Origin of the sequence: Lysinibacillus sphaericus (assembly GCF_001629735.1) — a bacterium.
GTDB classification, from domain to species: domain Bacteria; phylum Bacillota; class Bacilli; order Bacillales_A; family Planococcaceae; genus Lysinibacillus; species Lysinibacillus pinottii.
The window spans coordinates 4,300,076-4,316,429 of sequence record NZ_CP015224.1; the positions used below are offsets into that span (position 1 = coordinate 4,300,076).

Annotated in this window: 16 protein-coding genes; 10 read left to right on the forward strand and 6 right to left on the reverse strand. The window is 37.2% G+C overall.

Annotation, left to right across the window (positions count from 1 at the left end; translation table 11 throughout):
- Nucleotides 1–299: 299 nt before the first annotated feature.
- Both A2J09_RS21070 and thiD read right to left on the reverse strand, forming a co-directional pair.
- Nucleotides 300–581, reverse strand: a complete 282-nt coding sequence (locus tag A2J09_RS21070; RefSeq protein WP_031418447.1) for a hypothetical protein — start codon at nucleotides 579–581, stop codon at nucleotides 300–302.
- A gap of 266 nt (nucleotides 582–847) precedes the next feature.
- A complete protein-coding gene (gene thiD / locus A2J09_RS21075; RefSeq protein WP_012292694.1) occupies nucleotides 848–1,678 on the reverse strand; it encodes a bifunctional hydroxymethylpyrimidine kinase/phosphomethylpyrimidine kinase in 831 nt (276 codons plus the stop codon).
- Between the two features lie 174 nt (nucleotides 1,679–1,852).
- Between thiD and A2J09_RS21080 the strand changes: the two genes are divergently transcribed.
- The 5 genes from A2J09_RS21080 to A2J09_RS21100 all read left to right on the forward strand — a co-directional run bounded on the left by A2J09_RS21080 (nucleotide 1,853) and on the right by A2J09_RS21100 (nucleotide 4,787).
- Nucleotides 1,853–2,530, forward strand: a complete 678-nt coding sequence (locus A2J09_RS21080) for a uracil-DNA glycosylase (protein ID WP_012292695.1) — start codon at nucleotides 1,853–1,855, stop codon at nucleotides 2,528–2,530.
- A 75-nt stretch (nucleotides 2,531–2,605) separates the two neighbouring features.
- Nucleotides 2,606–2,782 (forward strand): hypothetical protein, encoded by a 177-nt coding sequence (locus A2J09_RS21085; protein WP_012292696.1) that lies wholly within the window; start codon nucleotides 2,606–2,608, stop codon nucleotides 2,780–2,782.
- Nucleotides 2,782–3,051, forward strand: a complete 270-nt coding sequence (locus tag A2J09_RS21090; RefSeq protein ID WP_012292697.1) for a YwdI family protein — start codon at nucleotides 2,782–2,784, stop codon at nucleotides 3,049–3,051. The genes A2J09_RS21085 and A2J09_RS21090 overlap by 1 nt, the downstream gene beginning before the upstream one ends.
- Nucleotides 3,052–3,078: 27 nt before the next feature.
- Nucleotides 3,079–3,459, forward strand: a complete 381-nt coding sequence (locus A2J09_RS21095) for a DUF423 domain-containing protein (protein WP_012292698.1) — start codon at nucleotides 3,079–3,081, stop codon at nucleotides 3,457–3,459.
- Between the two features lie 155 nt (nucleotides 3,460–3,614).
- Nucleotides 3,615–4,787: a M20 family metallopeptidase gene (locus tag A2J09_RS21100; protein WP_012292699.1), complete on the forward strand. Its 1,173-nt coding sequence runs from the start codon at nucleotides 3,615–3,617 to the stop codon at nucleotides 4,785–4,787.
- 75 nt (nucleotides 4,788–4,862) lie between these two features.
- Here A2J09_RS21100 and gerQ read toward each other — a convergent pair whose 3' ends face one another.
- Nucleotides 4,863–5,198 carry a spore coat protein GerQ gene (gene gerQ / locus A2J09_RS21105; RefSeq protein ID WP_008176019.1) on the reverse strand — a complete coding sequence of 112 codons (336 nt, stop codon included), beginning with the start codon at nucleotides 5,196–5,198 and terminating at the stop codon, nucleotides 4,863–4,865.
- A 22-nt stretch (nucleotides 5,199–5,220) separates the two neighbouring features.
- Nucleotides 5,221–5,646 (reverse strand): cell wall hydrolase, encoded by a 426-nt coding sequence (locus A2J09_RS21110; RefSeq protein ID WP_012292700.1) that lies wholly within the window; start codon nucleotides 5,644–5,646, stop codon nucleotides 5,221–5,223.
- A gap of 248 nt (nucleotides 5,647–5,894) precedes the next feature.
- On the opposite strand from A2J09_RS21110, the gene A2J09_RS24005 reads away from it, so the two are divergent.
- Entirely contained in the window at nucleotides 5,895–6,065 is a 171-nt protein-coding gene (locus A2J09_RS24005) for a hypothetical protein (RefSeq protein WP_012292701.1), read from the forward strand.
- 385 nt (nucleotides 6,066–6,450) lie between these two features.
- Here A2J09_RS24005 and hemQ read toward each other — a convergent pair whose 3' ends face one another.
- Complete coding sequence (gene hemQ, locus A2J09_RS21120; RefSeq protein ID WP_031418454.1) at nucleotides 6,451–7,200, reverse strand: hydrogen peroxide-dependent heme synthase; 750 nt, start codon at nucleotides 7,198–7,200, stop codon at nucleotides 6,451–6,453.
- Nucleotides 7,201–7,355: 155 nt separating this feature from the next.
- On the opposite strand from hemQ, the gene A2J09_RS21125 reads away from it, so the two are divergent.
- Nucleotides 7,356–8,192 (forward strand): octanoyl-[GcvH]:protein N-octanoyltransferase, encoded by an 837-nt coding sequence (locus A2J09_RS21125; RefSeq protein WP_012292704.1) that lies wholly within the window; start codon nucleotides 7,356–7,358, stop codon nucleotides 8,190–8,192.
- 35 nt (nucleotides 8,193–8,227) lie between these two features.
- Here the strand turns inward: A2J09_RS21125 and A2J09_RS21130 are convergent, their stop codons facing one another.
- Nucleotides 8,228–8,878 (reverse strand): RsfA family transcriptional regulator, encoded by a 651-nt coding sequence (locus A2J09_RS21130; RefSeq protein ID WP_025115432.1) that lies wholly within the window; start codon nucleotides 8,876–8,878, stop codon nucleotides 8,228–8,230.
- A gap of 236 nt (nucleotides 8,879–9,114) precedes the next feature.
- Here A2J09_RS21130 and A2J09_RS21135 point away from each other — a divergent pair, with 236 nt between their 5' ends.
- The 3 genes from A2J09_RS21135 (at nucleotide 9,115) to A2J09_RS21145 (ending at nucleotide 16,347) form a co-directional block, all read left to right on the forward strand.
- Nucleotides 9,115–9,342: a YuzB family protein gene (locus tag A2J09_RS21135; RefSeq protein WP_008179127.1), complete on the forward strand. Its 228-nt coding sequence runs from the start codon at nucleotides 9,115–9,117 to the stop codon at nucleotides 9,340–9,342.
- A 158-nt stretch (nucleotides 9,343–9,500) separates the two neighbouring features.
- Nucleotides 9,501–10,808 (forward strand): HD domain-containing protein, encoded by a 1,308-nt coding sequence (locus tag A2J09_RS21140; RefSeq protein ID WP_012292706.1) that lies wholly within the window; start codon nucleotides 9,501–9,503, stop codon nucleotides 10,806–10,808.
- 373 nt (nucleotides 10,809–11,181) lie between these two features.
- Nucleotides 11,182–16,347: a collagen binding domain-containing protein gene (locus A2J09_RS21145; RefSeq protein ID WP_012292707.1), complete on the forward strand. Its 5,166-nt coding sequence runs from the start codon at nucleotides 11,182–11,184 to the stop codon at nucleotides 16,345–16,347.
- Nucleotides 16,348–16,354 lie beyond the last annotated feature (7 nt).

The window sequence follows — 16,354 nt, forward strand, 5'->3', positions numbered from 1 at the left end:
GTGAAAAAATATGTACAAAATGTGTCGTTTTGTATACGGTTTCACACCTGAAAGATATTGCAACCATAGCTTCTTCCTAAATCGTGTGTAGACAGCACAAAATGCTAAAGGATGGCAAAACTAGGTAAAAACGAATTCTATCTTGGTACAATAGATGACGTTCCTTCAGCATCTCAGATTGTGCTGTAGAATAGGGAGAAGAATGAAGCTCATTATCATAGTATAATAAAAAACCGCGTTTCTCTTTATGACGGAGATTCGCGGTTTTTTATTAAAATTACGGATAGGCTATGTATTGGTTAGAACCGATTAAGCTTTCTTTCGATCGTTTCTAAACGATTATTGACATTTTGCAACTGTTTAAACATTTGTCTCATATATAGATTTTGATCTTGATTTTCGGTCTTTTTTTCTTGTGCTAGTTCTTCTTCCTCCTGAAGTGCCATTATTGTGGCGAGGGTGGACAATGAGTAGCCGAGTGTTAAGACAATGGAAGCTAGTACTTCTACTTTTGAAGAGGTTATTTCTCCAGCTAATAAACCTGATTCTTCAGTTAAGTTCTCTGCCTTATGTTTTTTCATTTTTTTCCCTCCCATCTAAAGCTAATATATGGGGGATGAAGTCCTAACGTATCTTGTCCGATTTTTTATCTTTAGTCATCAAAAACTCTAGAAAATAACGCATTATTTGTTTTGTAGTAGTAGTATTTAAATAATTACGTTTTTTTCTCATAGTGTTAGGTAATATTTTCAGCGAGATACTGGATGTGAGTTTGGCTGAGGTGACTTAGAAACCTCCCTTGTGTAAAAAGGGATGTCTCTATCTTTGAGACATCCCGTTCACATGGTTATATTTCAGTCACTGTTACTTGTGGAGCACCAAAGCGGGATTTTGCACCATGCATGACAGGACCAACGTAATCGTTAAGAGCCCAACCATGTGCAATGGCTGCGGATACAAACTCTTTTGCTTCAATAACAGAATCCATAACAGACCGTCCATTTGCCAGATTTGCAGTAACAGAAGCAGCAAAAGTACAGCCTGCCCCATGGTTATTTGTAGAAGCGACTTTTTCAGATTCTAATAAATAGAATGTTTGTCCATCGAAGAATAGATCTGTTGCTTTTTCAGTGGCTAATGCTTTCCCACCTTTAATGACTACAGCTTTAGCTCCTAGTTCATGGATTTTTCGTGCGGCTGTTTTCATTTCATCAATCGTTTTTGGAGTACCTGTACCAGCCAATTGACCAGCTTCAAAAAGATTTGGAGTTGTGACTGCTGCTAATGGTAAAAGATGTTGTATCATTGCATCTGTATTGCCAGGATTTAGAACTTCATCGTCACCTTTACAAATCATAACGGGATCAATGACAACATTTGTAGTACCTGATGTTGCAATAGCTTCTCCAGCTAGACGAATAATTTCTTCCGTAGATAGCATGCCAGTTTTGATAGCATCAATTCCTGTTGAAAGAGCAGTATCGATTTGTTTTTGTAAAAGTTCAGTTGGTAATGGTGTAACATTGTGTGTCCAACCATTCGGGTCCATTGTTACAACAACTGTTAATGCCACCATACCGTACGTACCGTGCTCTTGAAATGTTTTAAGATCGGCTTGCATACCTGCGCCACCGGATGTATCTGAACCAGCAATTGTTAATGTTTTTTTTAGAGTCATGAAAAGATCTCCTTTATTGTTGAGAGTGTTAAAATTACCATTTAGTATAGTCTTATTCTGATTCTATAAAAATAGTCAGAATTAGATAATTTTAAATGGTCAGTTTGAACTGAGGCTTGAATTCAAGGTTGGTTTTTTGTACCGTTGTAAGAAAAGAAAGGGGCTTAAAGGACAATGAAACAAGTATTCCCGAATGATTGGCAAGAAATACTTGCAGACGAGTTAGAAAAAACATACTATCATACGCTACGTCAATTTATTGCTAATGAATATTCAACGCAAACTATTTATCCGCCCATGCAGGATGTGATGAATGCATTTTATACAACAGCTTATCAAGATGTGAAGGTCATTATTTTAGGACAAGACCCATACCATGGTCCTAATCAAGCACATGGCTTAAGCTTTTCAGTCAAGCCAGGTATCCCGCATCCACCTAGCTTACGAAATATGTTACAAGAACTACAAGATGATCTAGGCTGTCCTATTCCTCAAGATGGGACCTTGACGAAGTGGGCAGAACAAGGTGTCATGCTTTTGAATACAGTGCTTACTGTACGAGCAGGACAGGCGAATTCCCATAAAGATCAAGGCTGGGAGCAGTTCACTGATGCGGTTATCGATAAACTAGCCGCAAGAGAGGAGCCACTTATTTTTGTACTATGGGGTAAACCAGCGCAGCGAAAAAAACAATTAATTTGTAAACATGCAACGCCCCATGTCATATTAGAAGCACCACATCCTAGCCCGTTAAGTGCTTATCGAGGATTTTTTGGTAGTAAACCTTATTCAAAGATTAACCAACAATTAGTGGAATGGGATAAACGACCAATAGATTGGTGTTTAGCATAGATTGGCACAAATCGTTTACTTTATACACTACATAAATCGTGATACAGTTAGAATAGAAGAAAGAGAGGGACAACGATGAAGGCGAATTGTTTTCAATGTCAATTTTTTAAAGTAACCTGGGACCCTCAAACTCCACGTGCCTGTGTCGCATATGGCTTTAAAACAAAGCAAATTCCATCCGTTGTCGTGAAACAATCCTCAGGTATGGAATGTTTAAAATTTGTACCAAAAGTAGAAAGTGGGAGAATGTAATGATTCCTTATCAAGCCGTTATACAACAACTTGAAAAACAATTATCTGGTGCAAAAAATGCAGGGAATGATCAGCAGATCCGCGAAGCTCTTACAGCCATTCGTGCATTATGTGATGTGGTGTTAGATTCTCCTGGTAATACGCCATCTATCACGCCACCTTCTAAGCATTTACCACAAATGCTTGGATCAGAGATGAAGCTACCAAGTTTATCTACATCCAAAGTTGAAGAAGATGGAGCAAATGGTGATTCAATTTTTGATTTTTAAACAATATTAAAGGTAGGGTAACGAGCAATGAAAAAATTTATCGTGACAGGGGCTCTTCACGGCCTATTAGCAGTAGCCTTTGGTGCCTTTGGTGCACATGCTTTAAAAGAAATTTTAGATGATTATAGTCGAGGTATTTGGGAGACGGCTGTTCAATATCAAATGTTCCATGCTACTGGTTTGTTGGTAATCGGATTATTAATGAGTTCCAAATTATTTGGTGAAGTGAAGCAATTAAATTTGGCAGGAATTTTCTTTAACCTTGGGATTGTCTTCTTTTCAGGTAGCTTATATGTACTAGCGATTAGTGGTATAAAAGTATTGGGCGCAATTACACCAATCGGTGGTGTTCTATTTTTAATTGGGTGGATACTTATTATTTTATCGGCTTTAAAACATGCTCGTTAATTTTAAATTATGACTCTCTTACATGATTTGTAGGAGAGTTTTTTCTTTATTTTGTAAGAATACGATTTAAATCCTATTCTTTTTGTAAGAATTTATAGTACACTACTACTATTACTTGAAATATTTCGAAAATACAAAAAGAGAGGTTGTGTAGGATGGAAAAGCTATTTACATTATTAGATGAAAATTATGAAGAAATGGTAGGGATTCGTCGTCATTTGCACGAGTATCCTGAACTATCCTTTGAAGAAGTGGAGACACCAGCCTATATAGCTGCCTATCATAAAAAATTGGGTCATGAGGTACGAGAAGGGGTAGGTGGAAGAGGTGTAGTAGCGCTGCTACGCGGTGCAAGGCCAGGAAAAACTGTGGCGTTACGCGCTGATTTTGATGCATTAGCGATCCAAGAAGAAAATGATATACCCTTTAAATCAAAGGTTGCTGGTAAAATGCATGCTTGTGGACATGATGGTCATACAGCAACATTACTAGGATTAGCTAAAGCACTCAATCATATGAAATCTGGAATTACAGGCAATATTATATTTATTCATCAGCACGCTGAAGAGGTGGCGCCAGGTGGGGCGAAGCCGATGATAGAGGATGGGTGCTTAGATGGTGTAGATGTTATTTTTGGTACTCATCTATGGGCTCCCACTCCAATAGGGGAAATTTTAGTGAAAGATGGCGCTATTATGGCAGCTGCAGACAAAGTAGAAATTGCCATTCAAGGGAAGGGTGGACATGGTGCCGAACCACATCACTCCATTGATGCGGTTACTCTTGCTTCACAGTTTGTAATCAGCGCACAACAACTTATCTCGCGACGTATTGATCCATTAAAGTCAGCTGTTTTAACAATTGGTCATTTCGAGGCGATTAATCCGTTTAATGTTATTGCTGATCGTGTTAAATTGGCAGGAACAATTCGCACCTTTGAGGAAGATGTGCGTACACAGATGGAGCAGGAACTAGAAGCAGTTCTAAACGCTACTTGTCTAGCCTTTGGTGCAAGTTATGAATATCGTTATACTAGGGGTTATCCACCTGTTTATAATCATCAGAAGGAAACTGAGTTTGTGGCACAGCTAGCGTCAACTGTCCCAGGCGTAGAGCAAGTGAAAACTTGTCCACCATTTATGGTTGGAGAGGATTTTGCTTATTATTTAGAAAAAGTACCTGGTACATTCTTCTTCACAGGTGCGAAAAGTCCAGAATGGGAAACGGCTTATCCACATCATCACGCACGCTTTGATTTTGACGAACGCGCAATGCTTATAGCTGCTAAAACTTTAGGTAAAGCTACATTGGAATATTTAAAAGATTAAAAAATAAAAATCCGCATACTCTCATCGACGGTTGTCAGTGAGAGTATTGCGGATTTTTAAGACACATGATTGCTCTTATGGATTTTGGTTAAAATAGGCCATTTCTTCATCATATTCAGCGAAATCAAAGTAAATCATTGGGAATAAGAAGCGGTGATTGGATTTAAGTTCACGAATGATAACATGATCTCGTCCAGCAGCTTCTACCACACCACGTACAGTTTTTGTGTTTTTTCCTTGTTCCACTGCATGCTCAAAAGAAAAATGGAAGGTAGCTGGTTTTCCGCGATTCAACCGTAAAATATTTTCTATATAGGACTCTTCACGGCCAGGCGGTCGTCCGGTCGGGATTGTGACTGGAGGAGGAGTCATTTGTTGTTGCGTTGTTGGTGTCCAATAATAAGGCATCATCAATAATCAACCTACTTTCTTTTTAAATTTGAGGACAATCTTCTTCAGTTGGCGAGAAGAAGCAATGAGATTTGTATCTGCCTGTATTCCATTGGCCATACCATTGTGCAGGACAATCACCCGCAGGCATGAAAAACCACAAGGAACGGTTAGCTGGATGGAATCTCTCACCTTGAATTACTCTTTTGGCTAACCGGATATCTTGATCACGTGCTCGTTGATAAAAATAACTTTTTTGAGTTGCTTCAAAGCCACCTGGACGTTGATAAACCATCTGTTCAATTGTTCGAATATTACCAAAATCTAAACAATCCCCCCTTACACGATTAACGCCAACATTCCCAACCATCAGCATGCCTAACTCACCTTCGCCTTCTGCCTCGGCACGCATAAGCCTTGCTAGCAGGGCTGTCTGGGCATCATTCGTCTTAATAACAGCGATTTTCATACCTCCTCGCTGTCAGTATATGCATGATGGTATTGTAGACATGTTCAATTTTCTGAAGAAAGAAATTCACACAACAAAGGTACTATGCATACAGTAGTAATAACGACAAGTCCGTAAAAAATAATCTGAAAGCCATTCATGTTAGATACTTTTTATGAAAAATTGGGTAAATAGAAAAAGATATAAATAGGGGAATAGGAAATCAGTAAATTGCATGTGTAGTCCATACATGTGAGGTGATTCTATTTATGGAAATTGGGGTATGGTTTGGTATATTACTAAGCGCGGTCCTAGCCTTTTTACTAGGAGCGTTTTATGGACAGCCGCTCCATTGGTATCTATTTATTTTAATTATTGTGACAGGTTTTTTTATACAAATGGTCATCTTAATTTTAAAAGTAAAGGATGAAAGCTCTTAAGAAAAAATAAATTCATGGATTAAGGAAGTGTCATCGCAGAGGGGTGACATTTTCTTATTTTTATAGCTAATTTAGCTTGGCCCGTATAGTAACGTTGTTCCGAGACATACTAATGTTGAATTTATTTTTGCATTCATGAAGGAGCGTTACAATGCGTATTTTTAGTATGTTTGTAGCAATAATTATTAGTGCCTTTATGGCAGTCGGGATAGCAGAATACTACCATCAACCCTATAATTGGTATTTGGTTTTTCTGATGATACTTACCGGATTTTTTATTCATACTATCATATTAATATTTGAATCCGAAAATGCGGAGGAAAATGAAATTTAAAATGCGAGTCCTCACTGGGGACTCGCATTTTAACATTTTTAATTGTAATTATTAAACCGTTAAGAATGTAACTAATTTATCGTTATCAAGTAGGTTTCCGACGAAGAATGCGCCAAACTCACCGTAGCGAGCAGAAACTTCATCAAAGCGCATTTCATACACTAATTTTTTAAATTGTAAAACGTCATCAGCAAATAATGTTACGCCCCATTCGTGATCATCAAAGCCAACAGAGCCTGTAATAATTTGCTTTACTTTACCTGCATAACCGCGACCAATCATGCCGTGAGAACGCATTAATGATTTGCGCTCATCCATTGATAGCATGTACCAGTTATCATTTCCTTGACGGCGTTTATCCATAGGATAGAAGCATACATATTTAGAGCGAGGAAGCTCAGGGTATAGACGTGCACGTACATGTGGATTTTGGTATGGGTCTTCATTTGATTCGCCAGCTAAATAGTTTGAAAGCTCAACAACAGATACATAAGAATATGTAGGAATTGTAAAATCAGCAATGGCTAATTTATTAAATTCTGCTTCAAGCTCTTGTAGCTCATCCATCGTTTCACGCAATGTCATAATCATAAAGTCAGCCTTTTGACCAACGATTGCATAGAAGGCATGAGCACCTGTTTTAGCAATATCTGCTTCATTTAATTTCTCTAAATAAGCAAGAAATTCTTCTACTGCTGCTTGACGTTCTTCAGCAGAAACGAGCTTCCATGAAGCCCAATCAATTGAGCGAAAATCATGTAAAGCGTACCATCCATCTAACGTAATTGCTGCTTCATTCATTATTGAAAACACTCCTTTATAAGTGAATACCATTCAAAATTAGTTTATCATAGTTTGTGCAAATTCCCTAAGTTCATGAATGTTTTTCACGAATTTGACACCAACTATAGATGATGTATGCTAAAGAGTAGAGATGGAATTAGAGGAGCACCAATATGAAAAGTATTTTACAGCAGCCAATTTGGCGTTATTATGATCAATCAATTAGTGCAAAGCAGCGATCTCCGTTAGAATCCTTTGCCACTGATGATACGCTGTGTCAACTAGTTGGACAATTAGTATCACCCCCAACTATTCGGACGTGGGTCCATGAGGCATCCGTTGTGCTTGGTATCCAAGATCATCGTTTACCATATGTACAGCAGGGAATGGATTTACTAGAATCAAGAGGTTATCAACCTATCGTTCGGAACTCTGGTGGATTAGCCGTTGTCCTTGATGAAGGAATTTTAAACATTTCTATTGTATTATCTGAACAAATGGATTCATTAAGTATAAATGATGGCTATGATGTGATGGTTGACCTCGTTAAAGGTTTGTTTCCAGAGGTGGCAGAGAAGATTGAAGCCTATGAAATTGTAGGCTCATATTGCCCAGGTTCGTATGATCTAAGTATTGAAGGGAAAAAGTTTGCGGGAATTTCACAAAGACGTTTACGCCAAGGTGTAGCTGTGCAAATCTATTTATGTATAGAAGGTAGCGGCTCACAGCGTGCTGCACTCATTCGTGATTTTTATGAGGAAAGCTTACAACAGGAAGAGACGAAATTTAATTATCCACAAATAGTTCCCGAAGTCATGGCATCATTATCGGAGCTTGTCGATCTACACTTAACTGTAGAGGGAGTCGTTATTCGTCTACAGCAATTACTTCATCGCTTAGCTGGTGAAGTACATCCAGAATCTTTTCATGACGAAGAATTAACGTTATATGGTTTCTATTTAAAGCGTGTTTTTGAGCGAAATGCTAAAATGCTAGAACGACATGAATAGACTGATATTAACAAACATAAAAAAAGGCGATGCTGCTAATTAAGCGCATCGCCATTTTCAGGCTGGAAATTAGAACTACTTACTACTAGATTTCCGTTTTTCTCCATTTTAAAAACAGGTGCAACACGTTCTTCCTCTTCATCTAACGTAACAAGTCGTCTAGCACGATTCATAATTTGAACGAATTGTTCATAATCTTTGCGAATTGCTCGATTTTCTTCTTCTAGCTTTGTAATAGTTTTCTCTAGTTTTTTATTTTTCTCAGATGTTACATGGACAAGCTGTCTCCATTTTGAAGATTCATTGCCTACTTCACCAGAATGCTGTAAACGCAGTAAATAAGCTATAACAATATCAAGAGAAAGAGCAGATAGCGGAATTGATTTTCCTTCTGCAGCACTACTATTCACTGTAAACATACTAGAAGTGCGACGTCTTGCAGGAGCTCCTAACACTCGCATTCTTTCTTTTCTTTCTTTTTTAGCTTCAGCTAATTGTTCTTCATATTCTTTACGAACAACAGCATTCCAACGGAAACCACAGGCTGCAGCAGTACGATTTAACGCATCACCAGCTTCTTCAAAGGCATTTAGCTGTGTACTCCCCTCCGTTACGTGACGAATTACCGCCTCTGCTAACAATTCATCATTTTCTTCTAGCCAAGCATCTTGTCTGATTTTACTCATATTAAAAACCTCCACTTTTTTGGTACTTGTTATTTAAGACTAGCATGACCAATCTTTTAACCTTTTATTCATCTATGTAAAAGGAATTATGCTTGAATAGAAGGGGAAAAGTACGATACAATACCCGTTGTAGGTTTGTACGTATGCTGCATACTTAAATATGTGAAGGTCATGCGTTCCATAGAGCGAGCGGTTTTTTGTTTGAAAAATACTATATAGAAAGGGTTGTTGACAAAATGGCAAACGAATTTAAAGTTTGCGATGAATGTCAGGCCGTTAACTTAAAAACGTTAATTCCAAAATTAAAGGAAATCGATCCTGATGCAACCATCGAAATTGGCTGTCATTCTTATTGTGGTCCAGGACGCAAAAAAACATTTACCTTTGTAAATAGCCGCCCTGTTGCTGCATTAACCGAAGAAGAACTAATGGAAAAGGTTTTAACAAAATTAAAGAATAAGTAAACAAAAAGCTGTCTCTACTTGTTGGAGAAAGCTTTTTGTTCATTTATAGCAATAGAAATAAAAAGGTTGTAAGTATCTATAGAAAAATGTGAATAAGTATGCTAGTCCTAGATTTATCGCATATAATAGAACTATAACAAAATGGGGGTGCTATACAAATGACATATGCAAACGCTAAATTACAAGAAGAAAAGGTATTTAAAGACCCTGTTCACCGTTATGTGCATGTAAGGGATCAGGTGATATGGGATTTAGTAGGTACAAGAGAATTTCAGCGTTTACGTAGAATTCGTCAGCTTGGTACCACATTTTTAGTCTTTCATGGGGCAGAACACAGCCGCTTTAGTCATTCACTTGGTGTATATGAAATTGTACGTCGTATAGTGGATGATATCTTTGTTGGCCGTGCTGATTGGGATGAAGGTGAACGACTTTTAGTGCTATGTGCGGCGCTCTTACACGATTTAGGACATGGGCCATTCTCACATGCCTTTGAAAATGTCTTTGAACTGGATCATGAATATTATACAAGACAAATTTTATTGGGTGATACAGAAGTAAATGCTGTGCTGAAAAAAGTGGCAGCTGATTTTCCTGAAAAGGTATCTCAAGTAATAGGAAAGACATATCCAAACAAACAAGTAATTAGCTTAATTTCAAGCCAAATTGATGCGGATCGTATGGATTACCTACAACGTGATGCTTATTTTACTGGAGTTAGTTATGGTCACTTTGATATGGAACGGATTTTAAGAGTGATGCGTCCTCGCAAAAACCAAGTGGTCATAAAAGCAACAGGTATGCATGCAGTAGAGGATTATATTATGAGCCGCTATCAAATGTACTTGCAAATTTACTTCCATCCTGTGTCACGTAGTGCAGAGGTTATTTTAAATAAAATTTTAAAACGAGTAAAACAATTAAGTTTGGAAGGTTATACATTTAAGCATGAACCTACTCACTTCCTAGCATTTTTCCGTAATGCAATTACGCTCGAAGATTACCTTGCCTTAGATGAGAGTATTCTTTTTACATATTTTCAACTATGGATGCAAGAGGAAGATACGATTCTAAGTGATTTAAGTCGCCGCTTTGTTAATCGCAAGCTATTCCAATACATTGATTTAGATCCTGGTGTCGAGCTTGATAAATATCAAAAACTACAGGAACTTTTCAAAGAGGCAAACTTGAACCCAGACTACTATCTTGTTCATGATACAACGGCTGATTTGCCCTATGATTTTTACAGACCTGGTGAAGAGGAAGTACGCGTGCCGATTTTCTTAGAAATGAAAAATGGTGAGCTACGTGAGCTTTCACGTGAATCAATTATTGTTGATTCTATTTCAGGACGGATGAAGAGGGACCATAAAATATATTTTCCTTTAGATTTTTTAGAAGATGATTCTACGCACGCGACCGTTAAACGGAGAATATTAACCTTGTTAGGAAAAGACGGAAAATAAAATATGAAATAGAAAGCAGTAAACACGTTCAAAGGAGCGATGTTTACTGCTTTTTTTGTATGTTTAGATGATTGTTTAGAATTTGTTCAGCGCTTTTAGTTATAATGTATCAAAAATGATAAAAGGTGGTGATGTTTATTTTTATATGCGTCACAAAAGTAATGCTTCTAAAATAAAATAAAGGAAAGTTTATAATTTGTTAATTCTTATGTCCTATGTTAGGATACAATTTGGCTTTTATTCACAAGAATGACAAGTTAATTTCAGGGAGGAGAGAAACCGTTGTTTGTGGCAGGCTTTATCTGAAAATGAAAGGAAGCTATCGTCGCAGCAAACAATCAAGCTCTCTATCTATTAAGAAAAGAGGAGTGTCATGAGAAAAAAAATGAACATTGCTATGCTGACCATGTTGTTAGTGTTCCAAACACTACTCAGCCCACTGTCAGTATTTGCTTCTGAAGACATTTCGACACCACCAGTCGTGAATGACAATGGTTCGGTTGATGAAATGGAAAAAAATCCATCTACACCTGTGAGCAATGACACAGAGTTGTCAGAAGATAACATAGGTGAGGAAGAGCTTTCTACAACACCGCAAGAAAATGAAAATACGGAGCAAGCTCCTGAGGGCCAAGCTCCTGAAGAAGAAAAAGTGGATGATGAACCCGCTAAAACATTGCCAGTGAATCATACACCATTGGCTGCTCAAGAAATTCCAGCTTCACTAGTATCATTTGTAATGAAAATTGGTGAAAAAACAGTTGGAGCAGGTGAATTTGGTGCAGAATTAGATCCTAATACAACTGCTAACTTCACGGTTAAATTTTCCGTGCCAATGCAAGATAGTCAAGCAGAAGCTTGGGGAGACGGGAGTTGGTTTGAATTCCAATTGCCGCAGTCGTTAATTGATTTTGATGGGGCATTCACCGGTAGCAAGACAGTAAACGGTATCACATATAATTATGTAACTACGGATAATAAAGTTCGTGTAGAGTTAAGTGGAATGGAGCCCGGCTCAGGAAGCTCTCAACCAGAGGAATTAACCATCATATTTAATGCTGGTTTTAATAACCTTTCAGACGACATTGAGCAAGATCTGGAAATTCCGGCAGCCACAGGTGGTAGTGAGATCATTAAAGTTAAATTTACTTTCTTACCTTCAACGAGCAACAAAAAGGTAAGTAAGGAGAAAATAGGGACTCCTACACCAACAATAAGTGGTAATCATGAGATGGAATGGCAGGTATGGATTAATGAAGCTGGTAAATTATTAAGTAATCCAACTTTAACAGACGAGCCAACATCACATGAAATTATGGCTAATTCCGTGAATGTTTATCAATATGAGGTTGGTCTTAATGGAGTGAGAACAAGTACAGAAAAAAATGTTCTGACAAATGGTAGTTGGAGCGATATTGAAAGTACGCTGACTGGTAAGTATGCATATAAAATTACGTATAAAACGTCTGTAACATTAGAGGCGGATAAACGTGATGGTGCAGTTAATTTTAATAACAGGGTACAATTTACTAACAATGGACAAATAGAATCTTCTAATATGGCAACACACACCATTACGTATGGTAAAGCGCTAGATAAAAAGTTAGATAAAAATACAAACTATGAAACAAAGTGGCATATTGATTACAATCATAATTTGTTAAGTATCGATCAATCTGATGCATATGTTATAGATACAATTAAAGGTCCTCACGAAATCGATGCATCAAGCATTAAGGTTTATAAAATGAACGATGCAGCTGGCCATGTGGCGACAACAGTTTCGGAAGCTAATAGAGTAACAAATGGATTTACTATTACTCCTGCAGCTGGAAATGTTAAAAGCTTCACATTAACCTTTGATAACGATATTTCAGATGCCTATACAATTGTGTATGATGCGAACTATACTAAACAGGATTTTTATGAAAATGAAGCAGGGCTGTTTAATAATAGTGTGACAAGCGGTTCAGGTAAAGAGAAGAATATAAACTATGTACTTACTGAAAACCTATTAAAAAAATCATATACCGTTGATTTTGATAAAAAAGTAATTACATGGACGGTCAACATTGTATCTGATAATCCAACTAAATCAATTAACAACCTAACACTAACAGATACATTTACAGCTGGTGCTGCAGATGGGGTGCATGAGTTAATAGACAACACTGTAAAGCTTAATGGTATAGCAACTACTTATACTCTAATTGGTGGAGATAAGAAAAAAGGCTTTACAATTTCAGGTATTAACGTACCAGCAGGTAGTACATCAACTATCACTTATCAAACGAGCTTCGCAATTGGTGATGAGGGTACTGTACAAAAGCAAGGGTACGGAAATACAGCCGCTACAGAGTGGACAAGTGGCGGTAAAGTATATGAAAAATCAGCTTCTGCGAGCTATATTCCACAATCAACTACTGTTAATAATGGCAGTAAATCGGGATCGTTTGACTACTCCACACAGCAATTTACATGGGATGTAAAAGTGAATATCAATAAAAAGGATATTAATGGAGCTATTTTAATTGATACAGTTGGTGAGGGACATAAGTATTTACCGGGAACAATTGAAGTATTACCTTTAACTAATTTAGGTGGTAGTGATACAGGCGGAACTATTGGTACTACACCGATTGACCCGAACAATTACACAATTTCAGCTGAAACAGATAAAGGCTTTACATTAACATTCAGTGATTCCTTATCAGGAGACATAAACTACCAAGCATATGTGGTTCGTTATAACACAATGGATGACGATCACATTTTAGGTATTGGTTCTGATACGGCTACTGAAAGAGGGAATGTATATACGAATGATGCCACATTCAAAACAAAGGGTACGCAAGAATTTACGCTGGAATCAACGCCAGTAAAAATTGATGAGAATGTAGCGAACAATTTAGTGACAAAAAATAAACCACAACAAAACGCAAGTAAAGAAACAATCACTTGGACATTAGATGTGAATAAATCTCATTCTGATTTAGGTCAAAATGTCATCTTAACAGATTTACCAGGTAATAATTTAATGTTATTGGAAAGTAGTATTCTATTAGCACCATATACAGTATCTAAAACTGGTATTCAAAATGCATCTACCTGGCAAACACCTTTACAATTAGGGGTAACTGTCAAGTTTGATACTCAAGGAGGCTTTAGCCTCGAATTCCCTGATTTAAATCGAAAAGGGTATCAAGTACAGTATAAAACAATAGGCTTTGGTCAAATGGGTGATGCATTAGAAAATACAGCAACATTGCATTATACGGGGCAAACAAAGGCTAATCAAAAAACTGAGAGTGACTTTAAGGGTAAATTTAGCTTTAGTAGCTCTGAATCAGATTTTTCGTCAACACGAGGCAGTGCGAAATTCAAAAAGATTGGTATCGACTCAGCTACAGGTCAATTTAAAGAAAATTTAGCGGATGTTGAATTCCAACTAATTAAAAAAACCGCAAAACCAAATGAATATATCATACAAACAGCTACTACAGATGCAAATGGGGAATTCACATTTGAAAATGTGCCGTACAATGACTATCTCATCCGTGAAGTAGCAGCACCAACTGGTTATACTAAAATGTCTGATTTTAAATTTAAGTTAGATGAAAACACGACACTAAATAAGCAGCCAGACTTAATAACACAACTTGTCAATACGACACCAATATTGGGTGGTAGTTGTACACAATTCGAAATAGCAATTAAGGATATGGATGGTCATTCAATTACTACAGGGACAGTTACATTAAAGGATCCCAATGGTACAGAAACAGCACCATACAACGTAACAAATGGCAAAGTGACATTACCTAATCATTTTACTGCTGGTGAGTATACTATATCTCATTCAGTTGAAGGTGAATTAGGAAAGGTAACAGTGAAATATGATGGTGGATGTAAAGCTGTAGTTCAACCAGTGCCGAAATGTGAAAACTACACAATTGTTGTGAGAGATGGTCAAGGTAATATTCGTACAAATATTTTAGAATTAACATTAAAGCAAGGTACTACAGTAGTGACAAAGGTATCTCCTGACGCAGGAGGTAGGTTTATTGTTCATTCAAATGATCCTACTAATAGTGTAAAACCAGGTGAATACACAATATATGAGGGTAACCAATTTTTAGGTACAGTTACACTGACATACAAGAAAAGCTGTGGTTATGAATTTACAATTATACAAGCACCAAAATGTGAAACATTCGATTTAACGGTCAAAGATGTTGATGGAGAATTAATAGAAGATAAAACGAAAGTAACTATTAAAGATATAGATGGCAAAACGGTAGCTACTGAAGAAACAAAAGATGGGAAAGTTGAGATAAAAGATTTAGAGCCAGGTGTTTATAGTGTATTTGATAAGGATGGAAATAAAATTGGGGAATTCTCCAGCAATATTGATTGCCATGCTGAAGTTCAGCAAAAACCAGCCTGCGAGCGCTTTACAGTAGAGTTAAAGGATAAAAATAATGTCCTAATTAAGGCTGGAAAAGACGTTGTTATTAAAGATAAACAAGGTAACGTTATTTCAACAGTGATTGAAGCTGATGGTAGCATGACATTTGTTTCTAAAGATGTACCGGCAGGTAAGTATAATGTTTATGACAACAAAGTGTATTTAGGTGAAATTGTAGTTTCTTATAAACAAATTTGTAAAGTAGAACTGCCTATTGCTCCAGCTTGTCCAATTTTCACATTAACCATTAACAATATGTATGGTCAGCCTCGTGAAGGTGTTAAAGTAACATTTACAGATGAAAATGGTGAAGTGGTAGAAGAAAGTGGTACTAAAGAATTTATAACAAATAATATAGGTCAAATTACAATAAGTAATTCATTCATAAAGCCTGGTAAATATATTGTGAAAGAGAATGGAAGTACAATCATTGGGACAGTCGAGGTAGGTAATACTTGTGAGGCTAAAATTCAGCCTACACCACCTGTAACAAATCCTACAACTGATCCGGATCATCCAACATCAGAGCCAGGGCAACCAGTTGACCCAAACAAGCCAAATCCAGAGAAGCCGGTTGAGCCAAATAAGCCAAATCCAGATCCAGAGAAGCCGGTTAATCCAAACAAACCAAACCCGGATCCGGGGAAACCAATCGGTCCAAATAAACCAAATCCAGATTTAGAGAAGCCGGTTGAGCCAAGCAATCCCAAACCAGATACAAACAAACCTACAACTCCTGGTAATGGTGGCACTTCAGCACAAAATGTTATTGATCAAGGGAAACAATTACCACCGTATAATCCATCAAACGTAACTAAAAATACGTTAGATGCTTATAAAGATTTCCTGAATAAATATAGTAAGCTATCAAAAGATGAGCAAACTGAGGTAGCTCAAGCTATTGATATCAATAAAATTAAAGCGGATGCAGAGCGCTTAGAAGCACAGTTGAGAGCACAAGGTAAATTACCGCAAACAGATGGAGCCAATCAAACAGCTCTTGTATTTGTTGGTTTACTGCTTGTAGCTGGGTCAATATGGTTCTTGCGTCGCCGTACAACAGAGATATAATCAAAAA